General features: G+C 65.3%; 24 protein-coding genes. 6 read left to right on the top strand and 18 right to left on the bottom strand.

Annotated features, from left to right (window positions below; translation table 11 throughout):
* Positions 1-20: 20 nt before the first annotated feature.
* From AL072_RS02170 to AL072_RS02130, 11 genes are all read right to left on the bottom strand, one after another.
* On the bottom strand, positions 21-446 hold the full coding sequence (locus AL072_RS02170) for a hypothetical protein (protein ID WP_045581706.1): 426 nt from the start codon (positions 444-446) through the stop codon (positions 21-23).
* Between the two features lie 13 nt (positions 447-459).
* Complete coding sequence (locus AL072_RS02165; RefSeq protein WP_052709971.1) at positions 460-2,043, bottom strand: phage major capsid protein; 1,584 nt, start codon at positions 2,041-2,043, stop codon at positions 460-462.
* Positions 2,036-3,271 carry a phage portal protein gene (locus AL072_RS02160; protein ID WP_082108904.1) on the bottom strand — a complete coding sequence of 412 codons (1,236 nt, stop codon included), beginning with the start codon at positions 3,269-3,271 and terminating at the stop codon, positions 2,036-2,038. The genes AL072_RS02165 and AL072_RS02160 overlap by 8 nt, the downstream gene beginning before the upstream one ends.
* A 184-nt stretch (positions 3,272-3,455) precedes the next feature.
* Positions 3,456-4,055, bottom strand: a complete 600-nt coding sequence (locus tag AL072_RS02155; protein WP_045581708.1) for a hypothetical protein — start codon at positions 4,053-4,055, stop codon at positions 3,456-3,458.
* Positions 4,052-4,219, bottom strand: coding sequence for a hypothetical protein (locus tag AL072_RS35150; RefSeq protein WP_167543363.1), 168 nt, complete (start codon positions 4,217-4,219; stop codon positions 4,052-4,054). Before AL072_RS35150 ends, AL072_RS02155 begins: the two co-directional genes overlap by 4 nt.
* 135 nt (positions 4,220-4,354) lie before the next feature.
* Positions 4,355-6,049: a hypothetical protein gene (locus AL072_RS02145; protein ID WP_052709972.1), complete on the bottom strand. Its 1,695-nt coding sequence runs from the start codon at positions 6,047-6,049 to the stop codon at positions 4,355-4,357.
* Positions 6,042-6,935 (bottom strand): DUF7146 domain-containing protein, encoded by an 894-nt coding sequence (locus tag AL072_RS02140; RefSeq protein ID WP_045581710.1) that lies wholly within the window; start codon positions 6,933-6,935, stop codon positions 6,042-6,044. The genes AL072_RS02145 and AL072_RS02140 overlap by 8 nt, the downstream gene beginning before the upstream one ends.
* On the bottom strand, positions 6,935-7,222 hold the full coding sequence (locus AL072_RS02135) for a hypothetical protein (RefSeq protein ID WP_200909765.1): 288 nt from the start codon (positions 7,220-7,222) through the stop codon (positions 6,935-6,937). The genes AL072_RS02140 and AL072_RS02135 overlap by 1 nt, the downstream gene beginning before the upstream one ends.
* A 37-nt stretch (positions 7,223-7,259) precedes the next feature.
* Entirely contained in the window at positions 7,260-7,739 is a 480-nt protein-coding gene (locus AL072_RS34055; RefSeq protein WP_144428109.1) for a hypothetical protein, read from the bottom strand.
* Positions 7,740-7,908: 169 nt separating this feature from the next.
* Positions 7,909-8,034: a hypothetical protein gene (locus AL072_RS35940; protein ID WP_281178647.1), complete on the bottom strand. Its 126-nt coding sequence runs from the start codon at positions 8,032-8,034 to the stop codon at positions 7,909-7,911.
* Positions 8,031-8,423: a hypothetical protein gene (locus tag AL072_RS02130; RefSeq protein ID WP_144428108.1), complete on the bottom strand. Its 393-nt coding sequence runs from the start codon at positions 8,421-8,423 to the stop codon at positions 8,031-8,033. The genes AL072_RS35940 and AL072_RS02130 overlap by 4 nt, the downstream gene beginning before the upstream one ends.
* 111 nt (positions 8,424-8,534) lie before the next feature.
* Between AL072_RS02130 and AL072_RS34050 the strand changes: the two genes are divergently transcribed.
* Positions 8,535-8,963, top strand: a complete 429-nt coding sequence (locus AL072_RS34050; RefSeq protein WP_144428107.1) for a hypothetical protein — start codon at positions 8,535-8,537, stop codon at positions 8,961-8,963.
* A gap of 205 nt (positions 8,964-9,168) precedes the next feature.
* Here the strand turns inward: AL072_RS34050 and AL072_RS02125 are convergent, their stop codons facing one another.
* Together AL072_RS02125 and AL072_RS02120 are read right to left on the bottom strand one after the other, a co-directional pair.
* Positions 9,169-9,603 carry a helix-turn-helix domain-containing protein gene (locus tag AL072_RS02125; protein ID WP_045581712.1) on the bottom strand — a complete coding sequence of 145 codons (435 nt, stop codon included), beginning with the start codon at positions 9,601-9,603 and terminating at the stop codon, positions 9,169-9,171.
* A 15-nt stretch (positions 9,604-9,618) separates the two neighbouring features.
* Positions 9,619-9,927 carry a DUF4258 domain-containing protein gene (locus tag AL072_RS02120; RefSeq protein WP_045581713.1) on the bottom strand — a complete coding sequence of 103 codons (309 nt, stop codon included), beginning with the start codon at positions 9,925-9,927 and terminating at the stop codon, positions 9,619-9,621.
* A 170-nt stretch (positions 9,928-10,097) separates the two neighbouring features.
* Here AL072_RS02120 and AL072_RS02115 point away from each other — a divergent pair, with 170 nt between their 5' ends.
* Complete coding sequence (locus AL072_RS02115; protein ID WP_045581714.1) at positions 10,098-10,538, top strand: hypothetical protein; 441 nt, start codon at positions 10,098-10,100, stop codon at positions 10,536-10,538.
* 199 nt (positions 10,539-10,737) lie between these two features.
* On the opposite strand, the gene AL072_RS02110 is transcribed toward AL072_RS02115, so the two are convergent.
* The 4 genes from AL072_RS02110 to AL072_RS02095 all read right to left on the bottom strand — a co-directional run bounded on the left by AL072_RS02110 (position 10,738) and on the right by AL072_RS02095 (position 13,225).
* On the bottom strand, positions 10,738-11,985 hold the full coding sequence (locus AL072_RS02110) for a site-specific integrase (RefSeq protein ID WP_045581715.1): 1,248 nt from the start codon (positions 11,983-11,985) through the stop codon (positions 10,738-10,740).
* A gap of 307 nt (positions 11,986-12,292) precedes the next feature.
* Complete coding sequence (locus tag AL072_RS02105) at positions 12,293-12,646, bottom strand: carboxymuconolactone decarboxylase family protein (protein ID WP_045581716.1); 354 nt, start codon at positions 12,644-12,646, stop codon at positions 12,293-12,295.
* 34 nt (positions 12,647-12,680) lie between these two features.
* Complete coding sequence (locus tag AL072_RS02100; protein ID WP_045581717.1) at positions 12,681-12,884, bottom strand: YgaP family membrane protein; 204 nt, start codon at positions 12,882-12,884, stop codon at positions 12,681-12,683.
* Entirely contained in the window at positions 12,881-13,225 is a 345-nt protein-coding gene (locus AL072_RS02095; protein WP_245636728.1) for an ArsR/SmtB family transcription factor, read from the bottom strand. The genes AL072_RS02100 and AL072_RS02095 overlap by 4 nt, the downstream gene beginning before the upstream one ends.
* A gap of 150 nt (positions 13,226-13,375) precedes the next feature.
* Here AL072_RS02095 and AL072_RS02090 point away from each other — a divergent pair, with 150 nt between their 5' ends.
* The 4 genes from AL072_RS02090 (at position 13,376) to AL072_RS02075 (ending at position 16,395) form a co-directional block, all read left to right on the top strand.
* A complete protein-coding gene (locus AL072_RS02090) occupies positions 13,376-13,765 on the top strand; it encodes a rhodanese-like domain-containing protein (RefSeq protein ID WP_045581719.1) in 390 nt (129 codons plus the stop codon).
* A 148-nt stretch (positions 13,766-13,913) separates the two neighbouring features.
* Positions 13,914-14,117 carry a hypothetical protein gene (locus AL072_RS02085; protein WP_045581720.1) on the top strand — a complete coding sequence of 68 codons (204 nt, stop codon included), beginning with the start codon at positions 13,914-13,916 and terminating at the stop codon, positions 14,115-14,117.
* Positions 14,118-14,401: 284 nt separating this feature from the next.
* Positions 14,402-15,247, top strand: a complete 846-nt coding sequence (locus tag AL072_RS02080; protein WP_082108906.1) for a cytochrome c oxidase assembly protein — start codon at positions 14,402-14,404, stop codon at positions 15,245-15,247.
* Positions 15,244-16,395 (top strand): c-type cytochrome, encoded by a 1,152-nt coding sequence (locus AL072_RS02075; RefSeq protein ID WP_045581721.1) that lies wholly within the window; start codon positions 15,244-15,246, stop codon positions 16,393-16,395. The genes AL072_RS02080 and AL072_RS02075 overlap by 4 nt, the downstream gene beginning before the upstream one ends.
* Positions 16,396-16,524: 129 nt before the next feature.
* Here the strand turns inward: AL072_RS02075 and AL072_RS02070 are convergent, their stop codons facing one another.
* Entirely contained in the window at positions 16,525-16,875 is a 351-nt protein-coding gene (locus tag AL072_RS02070; protein WP_045581722.1) for a hypothetical protein, read from the bottom strand.
* Positions 16,876-16,882 lie beyond the last annotated feature (7 nt).

Raw genomic sequence — 16,882 nt, 5'->3', positions numbered from 1 at the left:
AGTGCGGTGCAACATGGCGTTCACGCGGGCGGGTTGCTGGTGGGCGCGTTGACCGGATGGCCCAGGATTGCCACGGCCCCCAGGTTCGCGGCGCTGGCGTTGCCGGTCGGCGTGATGGTGAGGCGCTGGTACCGCTTGCCCCCGACATAGCCGACCTTCCGGGCCTTGTTGTCGTCGGCGAAGGTGAAGCCGGCCAGCGCCTCGGTTCCGACCAGCAACTCATCGGGCACGGCCAAAGCGTCCGACAGGTTGGCCGCGTCGCCATGCTCCACCAGCACTGAGAAGGTGGCGTCCGCGTCGGCCAGCGAGCCGGTCAGCAGGATGAAGGTCACGGAGCCATAGCCCAGACTGTCCACGATGGCGGAGACGACGGCGGTGTTGTCGCTGGTCGCCGCGCTCGGCGGGATGATGTTGACCGGGGTGATGTTGTTCAGCAGGTCGCGCATGGGGGTTCCTCCTTCAGCTCGCGGCCACGATCAGCTTGCGCAGGGCTTCCGACTTGCGGACACCACCGGCAACCCGCTTGCGGGCGTGGAAACGGCACTTCCCCTTGGTGCGCTGGGTCAGGTCGTCGCGCAGCAGGGAGAAGCCCACCCGGTCGAACACCCGGTAGCCTTGGGCGAAGTCGCCGAAGACGACGGGGATGTTGTCGCCGGCCACGTCGGGCATGTCGGGCAGTTCCACCACCGGACGGCCCAGGATGGTGGTGACGGGCGAGCCGGCCAGCCCGGTCATGGACAGCAGGTATTCGCCCGTCGTGGTCTTCAGCTTGCGGCAGGCGCCCAGGGTGGTGGAGTTCATCCCCCACACGGCGTTGGTGCGGTAGGGCGACGGCAGGGCGTGGAACAGGTCGATCAGCGAGTCGGGGAGGATCTTCGCCGCGTCGCCCGTCACCACGCTGGGGATGGTGGTATCCGACATGAAGCCCATCGGGCGCTTCACGCCGTTGCCGGTGACGAAGGCTTGCCCTTCCGCCTGCCCAAACTCTTCGGCCAGATCGCCGGCCAGCTCGGCGAAGATATCGACGGCGGCGTCCTCCAGGGTGGAGAAGGCCACGTCCACATAGGCGGTCAGTTCCTTCACCTCATAGGCCGACTTGCCGTAGCGGCTGCCGGTCTCGGTGTCCTCCCGGTCCTCCAGCTCCTCCACCCACGTCGCGGTGGGACGGCCGATCCGCTTGGGCAGTTCCACCGAACCGCGCGTCGTGTTGCGCACGGTGGCGAGCTGGCGGACGGGCGACCACAGGACGATGTTCTTGTCCACCTCGGCGATGAACTCGGCCGGCGCCAGATAGCCGGCGCTGGTGTCGTCGCCCGTGCGCAGGGTCTTCACCTCGGTATAGTCCATGCCGGCGGTGCCGCCCCGAAGGTAGTTCTCAAACGCCTTGCGTTCGGGCGCTTCGGCCCCCTTGGTCTCCGGTGCCACAGCGGCGCCCGGCCGGCGGAGCGTGGTTTCCACCTTGCCCAGACGGTCGGTCAGCGGCGCCAGCGCGGCGGTAATGGCAGCGGTCATCTTGGTTTCGACACCGGCCACCAACTCGGCCGTCTTGGTCTCCAGCGCGGCCAGATCGGGCGCGGCGGCGTTCTCGTCTTCCATGGTGCTCTCCGTAATGATGGCCGCGCCAGCGGCCGGGAAACTCTTCACACTCAGCACCCGCGCCCGGCTCGATGCGGGCCGGCGCACGATGCTGACTTCCTGCAAGTTGACTTCGACCAGCACCCGCCGGCCGGCGGCGTCGCGGTGGGCCTTGGTGGCGATGTAGCCGATGGACAGACCGTCGAGGCGTCCGGCCCGCAGGTCCGCCAGCGTCGCCGGGTCGGTCACGACGCCGCGAACCTTCAGGCCGATGTCGTCTTCAGCGGCCTCGATCCACTGGCCGATGGGCAAGCCTTTGTGCTCGCGCAGCATCAGCGGCAGACGGGTGGTAATGCTGGCGTGGTAGGCGCCCGCCTGCACCACGTCGTTGACCGCATCGGCCGGGCCACCGAACAGGCTGGCGTAGCCGATCACTTCACCCTCTGGGGAGACCTTCACCTCAAGCATGGGGTAGCTCCGTGCTCGGTTCGGCGGCAGCCCCCGTAGTCGGGGCGGGCGCGGTGTTGACCGGGCGCATGAAGGTTTCGCCCCCGGCGTAGGGTGGGCGGTTCTCCATGGTGCGGGCTTCGTTGGGGTTCAGGATGCCGGCGGAAATCGCCTTGCTCATCGCCTCGAACCGGGCGGCGATGTCGGCGCGGGCGAGGTCGTTCACCTCGAACTCGAAATACAGGGTGTCCCGCTCCTCGGGGGTGAGCAGCGTGATCGCCATCGCGTCGCACCACAGGCGCAGGATCGGCAGCATGCAGAAGGTCAGGAACTGCATGCCCATGCTCTCGGCGTTGGCGTGGGTGGCGCGGTCCATTTCATTGACCAAATGCAGCGGCACCCGCCAAAAGCGGCTGATTTCCTCCACCTGAAAGCGGCGCATTTCGAGCGTTTGGCTATCCACCGATGTCAGTTGGATTTGGGTGAAGTCCATGTCGTCATCGAACATCATCGTCCGGTGTTCGGCGTCGGCTCCCGAATAGAAGCGGGTGAACAGGGATCGGATGCGCTGCAACGCCTCGGGCGTCTTCTTGCCCTTGACCTTGAGAATGCCCGAAGGTTTGGCGCCGCGACCGAATAGCGAACCGCAATGCTTCTCCAGCGTGAGCGACAGGCCGATAGCTTCCCGGCCCAGCGTGACGGGGGACGCACCCTTGTAGGTGTCCAGCCCCACGCCCCGGATGTGCAGGATCTCGGATCGGTCGTATTCGCGGGCGGGCAGCGCCGTGTTGCCGGTGGCGACCGTGTAGACCGGGGCCATGGTGCGCGGGTCTTGGCGAACGGAAACGGCCCGCGCGTCGAGCGGGATCAACTCCACCACCCGGCCGGCGGCGTCGCGGTTCACGAAGGCGTAGGCGTTGCCGTGGGTGGCGAAGTGGGTTCCCAGCACAAGGCGGAACTCGCTGGCAGGGGTCCAGTCGTTCGGGGCCTTCGTCACCAGGGCATAAAGGGGATGGTCGGTGGCGCGCTCCCGGTCGTCGCCTTTCCGGCGGTACAGGTGCGGCGTCAGTTGCTCGATGGTCTCGGCAATGACCTTGATGCAAGCGAAGGAGACCGAACAGCGCATGGCGGTTTCGGGAGAAACGGATACCCCCGCAGCGGTCGGCAAAGTGCCGCCGGTCAGGACTTCGTATCCACCAACGTCTTTCCGCTCGCTAACCCCGAAAAGCGCCTTGATGCCGGTAAGCATTCGCGCGGTCCCTTGCCGTTTCACTGGCAAATTCCGCCGAAATATCGTAACAGTCAAATAGAGTTGGAAAATCCTGTTAATCTATGTTTTCTGAAATATTCCGGGATATTCAATAATATCCAGCGATAACTGAGAAGGACTGAGCGCTTCGTCCTAGGCTATACGGTTGGTGTCGGGTTGCGTACTATGGCGCTGCATGTTCTGCGGTGCTGGCCTTTGCCCGCTTGGCCTTCCGTTCAACCGTTGCGGCGAACTTCCGCAACTCCGCTTGATCGGCCGGCATCAGCTTGTTGACGCTGGCGCGGTACAGCAGCCCCTTGGCAAAGGCCGCATTCACCCCCCGGCGGAACTTGGTGTAGTAGCGTTCGGCGACGTCCACCCAATCCAGCGGTGCGCGGAAGGCTTCAAGCTCGGCCTCCAATTCCTTCACCCGGCGGAACGCCTGTTCCCGAAGGTCAGCCGCCGCGCGGTCGGCACCGTAACGCTGCCCAGCCTGGAACCCACGCTCGAACGTGGCGTCGTCACCACCCCCGGAAGTCTTGCGCCGAAGCTCGGCGATCTCCCGGCGGGCGGCGGCAAGCTCGGCCTCCATCACCATCATGCGCAAGGTGGAGACGGTGCCGCCTTCTGTGTCGGGGCCGTTCACGGCCTCCCCCAGCGACAGGCCAGCCGCGCGAGCCATGGCAGCCGCCTTGCGGACAGCGGCCAGGGCTTCGGCGTCGTGGTCGGACTCGGCGAGGGACAGCACCTTGTTGAACTTGGCTCGGTCGAAGGGCTTGCTCATCGGATCGTCTCCATCGGCGTGTCGGTGCCGAACACATCCGCCCAGGCGATGCGTTCGGCCTTGGCGCGGGAAAGGTGGGCGTCAAATTCGAGGATGGCCGCGCGTTCCTCGAAGTCGTCCAGGCGGTCGGGGAAGTCGGGATAGCTGGTCAGCAGATCGACCAAGCCGGCTTTCTCGGCGCGGGCGGCGGAGACGACGGCCGGCGGAAGCGGGGCAGGCGCCCGGAGCCGCAGGGTATCGCCGTCGAGGGTTGACGACGGCTCCTTCAGCGCGCAGGGCACGCAACACGGAAACGCCCGTCATAGGGTCGTCTCCCACTCAGAGCCAGAGGATAGGGGGAAATTTGCGTCCCCAGCGTCCCCAGCGTCCCCATATTCATTAACACATTGATTTCCCTCGGTGTTCTTGGGGACGGAAGCCGGGCCGTTTGCGTCCCCGCTCGAATGCGTTTGCGTCCCCGCTGGCAAACGGCGGACACGGATCGCGCGTTTCTTGTCGTCACCGCGCCCGACATGCTGGTCGAGTTCGATTTCGACACCTTGGGAGCGCAGGGCCGGCGCCAGACGACGCAGGCGGCTGGACAGACTTCGGGCGTTCTTCGGCCATGTCTTGTCGCGTGATACGTCTGGCGTGACCTTGAGATTGATCTCGGCCAACAGCGCCGTGGCGGTCACGATGTAGCTGGACCGCTCCGCCGCGATGTCCAGCACGGCCATAGCCAGCGGATCGGCCTCGATAACCTCTTCGATGCCGCGCGCCCGGTTGGTCTCATAGGCGTCAACGAACTGGACCGGCTTCCATCCGAAAGCGGGAAAGCCAGCGGCGGACCACAGGGCGAAATCGGCCATGCGCGGCAGACGCGGGAGCGTCACCATGGCGCGGTTGCGCAGCGCCATCGACACGCCGTCGAACAGTGCGCCCAGGATACGGGGCGCGGCGGCGTCGAACTCCGACCAGAACGCGGCTTCCGGCCGGCGGGCTTCCGCCGTCATGGCGGGCAGGGTCAGAGCAACGGCGCGGTCGGCCAGATCGGGGCGAGACGCCAGCGACGGAATGCCGTTCAGCAACACCGGACGGCACACGTCGATCAGCACTTCCTCATTGTTGGTGTAGAGCGCCCGCGTGGCGAACCCGCCTCCGGTGGCGATCCGGCAAAACCAATCCGACTGTTCGCCATCGACATAGGACAGGTTGTCGTAGCCCAGGACCCAGCCATTCCGCGCGGCGATCAGCGCGTCGCGTTCGTCCTTCGGTGGGGAGCGCAGATCGGCGGCGTTCGGATCGACCAGACGACGCAGCACGCGGCAGAAGGTCGATTTGGCCGCTCCCTGTTCGCCGTTCACCACCATGACCGGAAACGGCCCCTTGCGCTTCTGGCACGCCAGCAGCCACGCCACGGCAAGGCGGAAGTCGTCGTCACCTCCGATGTTCAGGAAGGGGCGCAACTCGGTGATGCGGCCTCCCTTCACAGGTATCGGCAGCGGTCGCAAGCCGGCCGGGCGGATGAAGGGACAGGGCGGGCGGGGGACAACGGACCAGCCATCCGGCCCGATAACGACGGCGGACCAATCGGGCGTGCCCAGATCGATCACGACTCGGCCCTCGTGGTCGCCGATGCGGATGGCGGGAACCTTCTCCGGGCCGTTGCCGGCCATGGCCTCGATGCTGCCCAGCGCGTCCGTGAACGCCTGTGACGATGGCGAGCCGGGGACGGTGATCTTCGTTCCGCCTTCAACGATCACCTGTTGATAGCGGGCGCCATAGAGCCGTCTCAGATACCGTTGGTAGGCGCTGGACCGAACCGGATAGCTTTCAAGGTGTCCGTCAATCTCGACGGTGGCATAGGCGCCGTGGTCGGCGTCGTGCCATAGCTCCCCGCTCCGCGTCGCGCAGAGGATCAGCTTGTCCCGCTGGGGCAAATCATCGTTGTCGTCACCATGGGGCGGGGTGAACTCGCTGGCGTTCTCGATGATCTTGCGCACATCGTCAGGCATGGGGGATCTCCGCAGCCTTTCCGGCGCGTAGGATGTCGTTGAAGTCGGTGTCGGGGACGGGAGGCAGGGCAAGGCGGACGCGGCGACCTTCGGCATGGAACCGGCGGGCGGCGGCTTCGGCCTTGCGCTGGCCCACGCCATTGGAGTCGTGATCGACCAGGATCACCACTTCGGCCACCACGGGCGGCAACAGCAGATCGACCAGATTACCGGCGGAGAACGCGGCCCAGCCCGGCAACCCGGTTTCCTGCATGCCCGACAGCACGGTTTCGATGCCCTCCCCGACCAGCAGGACGGAGCCGGCGTGCGCAAGGCGGATCGCGGCACCCTTCAGCGGCCCCAAGGTCATCTTCGGGCTTGGCACCGGAGCCTTGTCGGTGCCGCTGGGGGTGAGAAAGGTCCGATGGATCGCGCACACCCGGTTGTCGGGATGCAGGGCGAAGGCGGCGACCATGCAGGGGAACCGCTGGCCAGACGGCGCGTGCTTGGCGTTGGGAAGAAACCGGATGGTCGGCGGCACCGGGAGCGTGATGGCGCGTCCGGGCAGATACGCCCTTTCCACGATGGTTCCGGCGGCGGGCACCGTCTGCGCCCAGACCTCCGAAGCCGCCTTGCGCTTGGCGTCGGGGTCAGTCGGCGTGGAAGGTTCGTGGCGAACTGGCGGCGTCCATTCCTTGTCGGGTTCACCCGCCCATAGTCGTTGCGCGCGAAGGGCGTGGATCACGTCGGCTTGGGAACACCCACAGGCATGGCTCTTGACCAGCACGCGCCCGTTGTCTTCCTCGACAGTGAAGCCAGACGGATAGCCGCAGCAGGGGCAACGGCCGCTGTAGGTCCGCCCAGAGCGGGCGAGACCCAGCGCCTTGGCGATGCCGGCGGCGTCCATCACACCCCCGCGTCGCTGGTGGAGTGGACCAACTTCCCCATGCGCTCAATGGCCCAGCGGTCGAGTTCGGCAACGGGGTAAAGCGGCGTCCGGCTCACCCCCTTGTTGAAGGCCGGGCCACCTCCGACGCTGGCGTATTTGGCGAGCGTGGCGGGGGCAACGGTGACACCGTGGACTAACTCCAAGTACTCGGCAGCCTCCCAGCGGCGCAGGCGCGGCTTGCGCAGGGCCGGCGGCAGGCAAACCTCGGGCGTGGCGGGAATGTCCCGCGAATTCAAGTTTGTCACTTGTCTCTCCTAGATTTTAGATAAAGAGGACTTCTCTTCAGTCATCGTCGCCAATTTCTTCAAGGGCCTCAACGACTCGTTCCGCAATTGAGCCGATGCTAACGTAAATGACAGCGTCAGGAACTTCGGGGGGGTCGCCAGCTCCGTTGTATATTTTGTGTTTCCACCCATCTTCTTCGCGCCAAACGAAGAGTGTTGTAAGTGATAGTGCTGCGACTAAAGCTCTTGGCGGTGTGTTTTTATACATTAGCAAAAGCATGTGCGGCACGAGCAAGCCACCCACAATTAAGCTCGCCAACTCGACCGGAACGCAGAACTCCACCAAGCGCCGAATGACGGCAAGGCGGAACGCGTCCCATACGGAGAACTGGCGCCATTTCTGCCCTTCTCGCTCCTCATTTGCCTCAAGCATCACCTGCTTTCGGTCGAGCCAGTTCCGTATCACCTTCGCATTGCCGCCCGTGGCGTAGACGACGCTCGAAAACCGGTATCGCTTATCTGAAATCGGGTTAGTCATTTTCACCTCCGTTGAGGCGAATATAGAGTGGCGCGGGGAGGCTGTCAAGAACGCCTCTTGTGAGGCGTTGTGCGAAAGTTTGTCGCCTCAACCGATAACAAGGACGGGTTAAAAACCAAGGGGCCGGTTTTGCCGGCCCCTTGGTTACGATGGAGTCGGCGAGGCGTGGTCAGGCGGCATCTCTGGCAAGGCGCTTTGCCTGTTCCCGCACGATTTTCAACAGCTTGGCGCGCATGTGGTCCGGTGCCACGTCGATCTCGTCGGCGATGGTGCCCAGAAGTTGACTGCGGGTCATGCTGCACCCCCAAACTCCAGCAAGTCGCGAATGATCGCCACAGCCATCCGGGCGTCAGTCGTCGTGCCGAAGTAGTCATCTTCCGGCATCTCGTCGGCGCACCAGACGAACGCCTTGGCCTTGGCGTGGTGCCCTTCTAAAGTCGTCGGGCGGATTACCAGCATTCGCTTGGCGATGGCGCTGCCCTTTTCCGTTAAGGCTTCAAACTTGGCAAAGTCAGCATCTCGCGGGAGGTTGGCCGACTGTGCCTCAACTCGATCCAGATCGACGCCAAGGGCGAGTAGTTCGGCGTCGGGGTGCGGCGCGGCAACGATCATGGCAGCGGGCACAGCCGGCGCCACCATGGCAGCGATGCGCAACGCTCTGGAAGCGGCGGGCGTGCGGTTCACCGAACACGGCGTTGAGTTGGTGAGGAGATAAAAATTCTAGTCTCTGGTAAAAATCTCGACTCCTTTCCTCTCTTTGCCGATCATTCATCATCCACCAGAGGGTAGGCGGGAATGGCCGATAGAACATTCACAACTTTTGGGAAAAAGCCTCGCTCTATAAACATAACCCTTGGCGAGTTATCGGACGCATTTTTGCAGTATATTAAGCATGAAACCGGCATAGACTATGATAAAATTATACTAGACTCAGATAGTAGTGGAGGCTGGAGAGAAACAATAATTGAGGTTAGCGCATATCGTGCGGGATATATTGTGACGGCGTTTATAAATGGTAAGGCAGCTAAGTCTACGCAAGCAAGGATGGGGTGCGGACCTTTTCAGATAAGATGTAAAATTCACGTCAATCTATTTGGTAATGGGAACCCAGAATTCTATGTTTCGGCTATAGTTAATGACAACAGGTCAATTTCCTTTGAAAGCGATCAAATAAACTTACTAATTGATCTGATCTCAATAAAGGACAGCAAAGAAATCAAATAAACAAGCTTCTCAACGAGCAGAGCCTTGAACACGGTTATGTGCCTTCACCCGGTTCCGAATGAGCCAAAATTGCGCAAGTTCCCGCGCATTTCCAAACGACAAACGTCTGCTGCGGCAAGTCCGGGCGGGCTTGTTACACTTCGGGCGTTGACGGCCTCATGTTCCGCACATCCGCGTATGCCGTCAAGTGTTCTTGGAAAATCGGCTACGCTGCGGCTCGCCAGCCTTGCGGCGTGTCCTCGAACACCTGCCGCTCGTGCTCTTGCCGGTCCATGTCGTTCAGCCGGGCGATGATCTCCCGGATATGGGCATTGCCTTCCATGTGCTCGCGGTAGATGGCGCGCAAGAAGCGGTCGGCCCACTTCGGCACCCGCCCGCGCTTTTCCCACAGGGCCACGGACTGGGCGTCGTTGCCGAAATAGCCGGCCAGCGCGTTCTGTGACAGGTCGAGTTCCTTGCGCAGAAACCGGAACTCGCACCCGGTCAGGTAGGGCTTCCGGTGGACAAGCTGCATGCCGATGGCTCGGTGCAGCCCTTCCACATTCTCGATCACCATGGCCTCGCCGTAGGGCGTGGCGTGCGGCTTGACGCCGTTCGCCAGCCATACGTTGGGAAGGCCGCATTCGGTGTAGTGGTACATCGTCGCCTCCTTCCGTCAAAACACTGTGATGATCAGCAACCGAGTCCGCCATTCGATGGCGATACCGACCGTGATCTGTTCTCCGGCCGACATGCCGCGCATATCCACACGCCAGTTCCCATGTTCGTCGATCCACGGTTCCCCGTCGATAAAGCCCGCCTGGACCACGCGCCGCGCCTGAGTGATCGAGATCTTCCGCTGCACCATGCGCTTCTTGGCGTGGGGCACCGGAACGATTCGGTCAGGGTCCGCAGCGATCTCCTTCACGATCCGGGCGGCGGCGGGTTTGGTGAGCCTCAGAGGGACAACGTTCGGGTCGGCCATAACCTATAAATCTTATAGGTTGGGTGCCGATGTCAAGGGCGGCGCCCATAAAACCCCATGCTACCCCGTTCGATGACGGTTTGTGACTAGTCACACTCCGAACGCGCCTTGATGCGTGACTAGTCACGAACCATCTATAGGGAAACCGTGACTAGTTACGAGGATGCGCCATGCCAGACCAAACAGCCGCCGCTCGACAGGCCAAGCGCCGCGCCCGCCTTGCCGAAGGTGACGTGACGCAAATCAACGTGCTTGCCCCCCAGGCCATCCATGCCGCCTTGCGGGAAATCGCCGCGCGCACCAGGGACGGCGAACCGCTCCACAAGGTTCTCCGCTCGCTCGCCATGCGGGCGACGAACCAAGACGCGCGGTGGGCGCCGCTGGCCGTACCCGACGATCTCCAGCCCGCCCCCGGAGAGGTCGCCGTCGCGATCCGCACCGGCAGCCGGTCGAACGGCTACACGCGCAAGCTCATTGACCGGGCTGGCCTTCAGCGCCGCGATGATCTCGGCGCGTGGTGCGGGATCGTCACCAGGGACATGGCGGACAAGCTGGCCGCGCGGGCGGAAACCACCACCGCGACCGTGGTCGAGCGGGCCGGCGGGGAATAGCTCCAAAAGCGGGGACGCAAACCCAATTTGGGGACGCAACGGGGACGCAAATTCATAATTTTGCGTCCCCACGACAATCATAGCGATATCAACATGTTAAATCGCTGCTTTTGGCCTTGGGGACGCGGGGACGCAAATTCTCCTTTTCTTTCTAAATAGGAAGGTTAAGGGGAGGGGGAGGGGGACCAAGGGGGCGGGATCAGGTCGGCTTTCGGCCGGCGGGCTTTGCCAGAGGCACCACGTTGTCGATGGCCTCTCCCTTCGCCGTCGCGGCTCCAGCGTTCAGCGCTCCCATGATGCGGCCTTCGATCTTGTCGGACAGTTCGCGGAGCGGATCGGCGTCCCGGTTCACATAGCGGCCGGTCATCGCAAGCGTCTTGTGCCCCAGCTTGTCGCGCACAAGGAAGGCGTTCGCTCCGGCTTGCCCGGCATAGGTTCCGACCGTGTGCCGCTTGTCGTGGAGATGGACATCCGCCAGCCCGGCTTTCTCCCGGATGCGCTCCCAAGCGTGCCCGAGCGTGCTGGCGGACAGCGGCTTTTCAGGGGCGCGCACTCCCGGCAGCACCCATTCCGATTTGCGCGGCAGATCGGCCAGGAGCGCTTGCGCCAAAGCCCCAATGGAATGGACGCGGGCGCCAGCCTTGGCGTCACGAATGAGAAGGGCGCCGTCAACCACGTCGGCCCAGCGCAGGGCCAGCACCTCCCCGACGCGGCAGCCAGTCAGTAGCAGCAACCGGAGACCGGCCAGAACGGTTTCATGCACCTCGCCGCTTTGGTCGAGTTCGGCCAGCACCTTGCCCAACCGCTCCACCTCGGGCGTGGACAGGAAGCGCTCCCGCTTGTTCTCGCGGTAGCGCTCGATCCGCTTGCATGGGTTGGTCCCGTCCGGGCGCATGCCCCACACTTCGGCAAGGCTGAACATCTTGGACAGGACGGCGAGCGTCTGGTTCGCCTGTCGCGGGGTGTCCCGCATGTCGTGGTGGAGCTTGGCGACATCGGCGCGCGTCACCTTGTCCACCTGTAGCTTTCCCAGCGCGGGTTTGATTTCCTTCTCCACCAGCCGGCGGAAGCCGGTCGCGGTGCTGGGCTTGTTCTTCACATCGACGTGCTGGGTCAGATAATCGTCCGCCAGATCGGCGACGGTGGCGCCCCGCTTGGTCCGGGCCTTCTTCTCGGCCGCCGGATCGGTGCCCTTCCGCACCGACGCCAACAGCTTCTCCGCCTCGGTGCGGGCTTGGTCGGGTGTCCAGGGGGAGCCATGCCGGCCGATGGTTACTTTCTGCTTCGGCGTATCCCGTCCGCCCATGCGGTAGATCGCGAGATAGGTCTTGGTGCCCTTCGGCGTCACCTTCAGCACGAAACCCTTCAGCACCGTGTCGAACACCAACAGATCCTTGTCCCCCGCCTGGACGTGATCCACCAGCCTTTTCGTGATCTTAGCTTCCATCCCCATCCCCCCGCAGGACCCACGGCCCGGATAATCCCTTGCCGCAGGTGGATTTTTTCAGGACCCACGGTCCTAGGACCCACCCAGGACCCACCGTGGCGAAAATCCGATCATATTCGGGAAAAGGATGGAAAGGAATGCGCGCCAATAAACCATTGATTTACATGCAGTTTGGTAACGGGCGGCAATTTCTGGAAAATACCGGAAAAGGTGAGTGGGTGAGACTTAAAATCCCTCACCCTTAGGTATGCGGGTTCGAGTCCCGCCGCCCGCACCATCATCCATCCGATGAATGCCGTCCGGCGGCTCAGCCGGCCGCTTTGGCCGTGAACTGGTCGAAGGCCTCGACCGCCTGGGCCGCATACATCACCGACGGGCCGGCGCCCATATAAACAGCCATGCCCATCGTCTCCATCACCTCGTCACGCGTCGCGCCCTGCTTCATCGCCGCTTCCGCATGAAAGGCGACGCAGCCGTCGCAGCGGATCGCCACGGCGATGCCCAGCGCGATCAGTTCCTTCGTCCTGGTGTCGAGCGCATCCGCCTTCAGCGCCGCCTGGGCCATTCCGGAAAATGCCCTCATCACCTCAGGCGCGCCGCCCCGCAGTTCGCGGATGGCGCCGGACAGTTCGCCGGTCATCTGCGGCCAATCCTTGTGCATGGTCGTCTCCTTTGGAAAAGATCGAAGAAATGGATCAGCGGAACGCCGGGCCGGCGGCGGCGCCGGCCCGCTTCAGCAGGATCGCCAACGGGCAGAAGCCGGTGAAGGACGATTGCAGCAGATTGGCCCCGACGAAGGCGGTCAGCCACAGCCACCCCGGGCCGTGCAACTGCGACAGCGCGAGACTGGCAAGGATTACCGTGCCGGCGAAGGCCATGACGATGCGGTCGATGCTCATGGTGTCTCTCCTGACGTGGAAGGGCCGCCGCAGGGACCGCCGGCTGTTCCGGCCCCCCGGTCGGGATGGCAGTACAGCTCGGCCAGTACGGCGATGACCGCCGTCACCTCACGGCTGGCAAGCGAATAGAGGATCGTCTGCGACCGCCGTCGGGTGCGGACCAGCCCGTCGGCACGCAGCCGCGCCAGATGCTGCGACAGGGCCGACTGGCTGAGCCCGGCCACCTCGCCCAATTGACCGACGCTGCGCTCGCCCTGGCCCAGTTCGCACAGGATCAGCAGGCGCGCCTCGTGCGACAGTGCCTTCATCAGCGTCACGGCGGGCCGCAGCCCCGGGGTCATGTCGAAAACATTCATTGACACTAATTTAGGAAATGCTGAATTATTGGTCAAGTGCTTTCCGCAGGCGCTTTCCGCAAGCGCTCTCCGGGGCCGCGGCTCCGCCCGCCCGATCCCATCCTTCGACGACGCCAACCGAGAGGTGCCCCCACCATGTGGCTCTGCTCCCTGATCCGCCGCCTGATCCCCGCCGCCCCGTCCGACATCCCGGCCGGCTCTCCCGCCGGCCGCATTGCGCAGGCCGACCCGCGGACCGTGATGCAGTGGCAGGCGGCCGGCGAGACCATCATCGTCGACGTCCGCGAACCCCACGAACACGCCGCCGGCCACATCCCGGGCGCCATCCTGAACCCGCTGTCGCGGTTCGACCCCGCGCGGGTTCCCGCCGATGCGGCCAAGCATCTGGTCTTCCACTGCCAGGGCGGCATGCGCTGCGGTCCGGCCGCCGAACGCATGATGGCGTCCGGCTTCACCGGCACCGTCAACCGCCTGCGCGGCGGCTTCGCCGGCTGGGTCCAGGCCGGCGGCCCGGTGGAGCGCTGACCTCGTAGGCATCACGATGCCGGCCGCTTCTGCATGCTTCCGGCAAGGTTGCATTCGGACCGGCCTTGCGGAAAAATACCGGGGTCATGACAGAAATCACCATCTTCCCGGATCGATGCCGGCGCGCGCAAACCAGCGGGGCCGCCGAATGAAACCCGCCTCCTCCTCGATCGTGGTCGACGAGGCCGGCCCACAGAATTTCACCCTCGCCGTGATGTTCGACGGCCGGCGCTTCGAGTGCGGCAGCTACATCAGCCGCGCCGCGGCGATGCAGGCCGGCCGGCTGTTCATCCAGCGCAAGGAGGGCGAGGCCACCGGCGGCCGGACGAAGCGCAAGCCCGGCAAGGGCTGACGATGGCCGCTCTCCCGGCTCGGCTCGGCGGGACCGTCCCGGCCGGGACCGACGGAAGGGCGAACCGGTGCCGTCGCGTCGGGAGATGGAGACCGCCCGGCGTCGATCCGCGGTGAACGCAGCCCCGGAGGGGATGCGGGAAAGATGGCGCGGCCCTCGGCAAGGCGCATCGCGTCGGCGCAGGTTCACCCGAAGATGTCCGTGCAGCAGCCTGCCCGTGGAACCAACGTCCCCGCCGTTCATTGGACAGAGCGAGGGAAACAGGGATCACAGGGAGGCATGCCGTGCCGGTCGAGGCGCCATCCGTCGTGCCGTATTGCGGCACTCCCCCCATACCGGGTGAATGGCTCACGGCCTGGAACCGCGATCCCGTTCTGCTCGGCGTCTTTGCCGCGGCCTTGCTTCTTCTCATGGGGCTGTCCCGCCGCCATGCGGGGGACGGCGTCCGCCACAGGCCCCTGTGCCTGACGGCGGGATGGCTGGTGCTGGCGATCGCCCTGATCTCCCCGCTGTGCAATCTCACCTCGGCGTTGTTTTCGGCCCGCGTCGCCCAGCATCTCCTTGTCATCCAGGTCGCGGCGCCGCTGTTCGTCCTGGCATGGCCGCCCGCCGCCATCCGCTGGCCGGGCTGGATTCGGGCGCTGGCGCGGCCTTTCGGGAGTCCGGAGATCGCCTGGGGCGCGTTCGGCCTGTTCCTCTGGCTGTGGCATCTCCCCGGCCCCTACATGGCCGCGCTTTCCAGCGATGCGGTGCTGTGGGCCATGCACGGGACGCTGTTCGCCGGCGCGCTCGCCGCGTGGAGAAGCGTGCTTGCGCCGTCGGAGCCGACCTTGCGGGTGCGGGGGCTGCTCGCGGCGTTCGGAACGTCGGTCCATCTGGCCATGCTGGCCGGCCTGCTGATCTTCGCGGCCGGACCGCTGTTTCCCTACCACGCGACGACCACGGCCCCCTGGGGGATCTCGCCATTGGAGGATCAGCAGCTCGGCGGCCTGATCATGGGGGTGGTCGGCTCCACCGTCTATGTCGCGCTCAACCTTCTGGCGGCGGCGCGCTGGCTCCGGCAGGCCGGGGGGAGCAGTGGTCGGGCGGGCGGCGCGCTTCTGCGGAAGCCGACGGGAGGGGGGGCATGATCCGGCTCCTGGTCGGGCTGGTCGCCGGGCTGGCCGCCACCGGCCTTGCCGGTGCCCTCCTGTTCGCCTGGTCCGGCCTCTACAGCGTCGCGGCGACCAAGGAGCATTGGCCACCCATCCGCTGGTTCCTGGACATGGCGATGCGGAACTCCGTCGAGACGCACGCCCTCTTCATCGAGGCGCCGGACCTGGACGACCTCGCGTTGATCGAACGGGGTGCCGCCCATTTCGAGAATGGCTGCGCCCCCTGCCACGGCGCACCGGACGCGCCGCGCAACCCGGTTTCGCAGCGCATGATGCCGCCCCCGCCCGATCTGCCGGGGCGGGTGGCGGACTGGAAGCCGAGGGAGCTGTATTGGGTGACCCGGCATGGTCTGCGCTATACCGGCATGCCGGCCTGGCCGGCGCCGGAGCGGGAGGACGAACCCTGGGCGGTCGCCGCCTTCCTGCTGCGGCTCGACGGCATGAGCGCCGAGGAGTACCGCCGCCTTGCCTTCGCGGAGGCGCCGCCCGCCCGCCGGGCCCGGCTCACCGAGCTGGCCGGCCGGGAGGAGGGCGCCCTGCAAACCTGCACCCGCTGCCATGGTCGCGACGGTGCCGGCAGCAACACGGGGGCCTTCCCGCGGCTCTCCGGCCAGCGCGCCGCCTACCTGTACGAGTCCCTGCGCGCCTTCGCGAGCGGCGAGCGCCCCAGCGGCATGATGCAGCCGGTCGTGGCGGGGCTGGACGAGGACACGATGCGGGCCTTGTCCGGGCATTACGCCGGCCAGACCAACGCGCCCAGTCCGCCGGTGCCCGAGGCGGAACCGGCCCTGCTGGAGCTGGGGCGCAGCCTGGCGACGGCCGGCGATCCCCAGGCGGGCGTTCCGGCCTGTTCCGGCTGCCACGGGCCGGACAACGACCCGCGCTATCCCTCCCTGGACGGCCAGCACGCCGGCTATATCGGCGATCAACTGCGGCTTTGGCGGACGGGCACGCGCGCCGACACGCCGCTGTCGCGAATCATGGGCGCCGCCGTGCGCACCCTGACGGAGGAGCAGATACGGGCCGTGTCCCTCCATTACGCCCGTATCCGGCCGCTCCAGGCGGCACCGCCCCAGGCAGAACCGGACAAGGCGGCAACAGGCGATGCCGGCGGCGAGCCCTGACGGGCGCGCGAAATCCTTATACCAGCGGCTCTTGATCCTGACAGGTCAGGATCAAGAGCTTCGGCGGCATGGGCCGCCGCCGCGCCAGTCGGCGCGGATACCAGCGGTCATCATCAATGACCGCTGGTATTAAGCGCAGGCGGGAAGCTGAAGCGCCGGCAGGCCGCTCCAGAGGATCGCGACGAATGCGACCCCCGCGCCGGCCATCCTGAGCCACCGTCCGAACCGCCGCAGATCCGGGTCGGCGGGGCCGGTGTCCCGGGCCGCCCACACCGCCACCGCCGCCACGCACAGCAGGGCCGCCAGCGTCGCGACCGTCACCGCGACCGGGGCCGGCGAGACGCCCCACAGGGTTTCCCGGTCGAGCCCGCGGGCGCAGATCACCGTGTTGATCGCGTAGACCGCCCCGAAATGCCCCGCCCAGATCAGGAAAGGCGACAGCATCCCGGCGAAGATGGATGGAAAGCTGCGTTCGCTCATGGCGGCC

Origin of the sequence: Azospirillum thiophilum (assembly GCF_001305595.1) — a bacterium.
GTDB classification, from domain to species: domain Bacteria; phylum Pseudomonadota; class Alphaproteobacteria; order Azospirillales; family Azospirillaceae; genus Azospirillum; species Azospirillum thiophilum.
Note: the sequence above shows the minus strand (reverse complement) of the source record. Positions and strands in the feature narration are given on the sequence as shown.

Excerpts from the sequence above, each read along its gene's own strand:
- AL072_RS02170 (WP_045581706.1), bottom strand. The coding sequence starts at position 446 with ATGCGCGACCTGCTGAACAACATCACCCCGGTCAACATCATCCCGCCG.
- AL072_RS02165 (WP_052709971.1), bottom strand. The coding sequence starts at position 2,043 with ATGCTTGAGGTGAAGGTCTCCCCAGAGGGTGAAGTGATCGGCTACGCC.
- AL072_RS02160 (WP_082108904.1), bottom strand. The coding sequence starts at position 3,271 with ATGCTTACCGGCATCAAGGCGCTTTTCGGGGTTAGCGAGCGGAAAGAC.
- AL072_RS02155 (WP_045581708.1), bottom strand. The coding sequence starts at position 4,055 with ATGAGCAAGCCCTTCGACCGAGCCAAGTTCAACAAGGTGCTGTCCCTC.
- AL072_RS02145 (WP_052709972.1), bottom strand. The coding sequence starts at position 6,049 with ATGCCTGACGATGTGCGCAAGATCATCGAGAACGCCAGCGAGTTCACC.
- AL072_RS02140 (WP_045581710.1), bottom strand. The coding sequence starts at position 6,935 with ATGGACGCCGCCGGCATCGCCAAGGCGCTGGGTCTCGCCCGCTCTGGG.
- AL072_RS34055 (WP_144428109.1), bottom strand. The coding sequence starts at position 7,739 with ATGACTAACCCGATTTCAGATAAGCGATACCGGTTTTCGAGCGTCGTC.
- AL072_RS35940 (WP_281178647.1), bottom strand. The coding sequence starts at position 8,034 with ATGACCCGCAGTCAACTTCTGGGCACCATCGCCGACGAGATCGACGTG.
- AL072_RS34050 (WP_144428107.1), top strand. The coding sequence starts at position 8,535 with ATGGCCGATAGAACATTCACAACTTTTGGGAAAAAGCCTCGCTCTATA.
- AL072_RS02125 (WP_045581712.1), bottom strand. The coding sequence starts at position 9,603 with ATGTACCACTACACCGAATGCGGCCTTCCCAACGTATGGCTGGCGAAC.
- AL072_RS02120 (WP_045581713.1), bottom strand. The coding sequence starts at position 9,927 with ATGGCCGACCCGAACGTTGTCCCTCTGAGGCTCACCAAACCCGCCGCC.
- AL072_RS02115 (WP_045581714.1), top strand. The coding sequence starts at position 10,098 with ATGCCAGACCAAACAGCCGCCGCTCGACAGGCCAAGCGCCGCGCCCGC.
- AL072_RS02110 (WP_045581715.1), bottom strand. The coding sequence starts at position 11,985 with ATGGAAGCTAAGATCACGAAAAGGCTGGTGGATCACGTCCAGGCGGGG.
- AL072_RS02105 (WP_045581716.1), bottom strand. The coding sequence starts at position 12,646 with ATGCACAAGGATTGGCCGCAGATGACCGGCGAACTGTCCGGCGCCATC.
- AL072_RS02100 (WP_045581717.1), bottom strand. The coding sequence starts at position 12,884 with ATGAGCATCGACCGCATCGTCATGGCCTTCGCCGGCACGGTAATCCTT.
- AL072_RS02095 (WP_245636728.1), bottom strand. The coding sequence starts at position 13,225 with ATGACCCCGGGGCTGCGGCCCGCCGTGACGCTGATGAAGGCACTGTCG.
- AL072_RS02090 (WP_045581719.1), top strand. The coding sequence starts at position 13,376 with ATGTGGCTCTGCTCCCTGATCCGCCGCCTGATCCCCGCCGCCCCGTCC.
- AL072_RS02085 (WP_045581720.1), top strand. The coding sequence starts at position 13,914 with ATGAAACCCGCCTCCTCCTCGATCGTGGTCGACGAGGCCGGCCCACAG.
- AL072_RS02075 (WP_045581721.1), top strand. The coding sequence starts at position 15,244 with ATGATCCGGCTCCTGGTCGGGCTGGTCGCCGGGCTGGCCGCCACCGGC.
- AL072_RS02070 (WP_045581722.1), bottom strand. The coding sequence starts at position 16,875 with ATGAGCGAACGCAGCTTTCCATCCATCTTCGCCGGGATGCTGTCGCCT.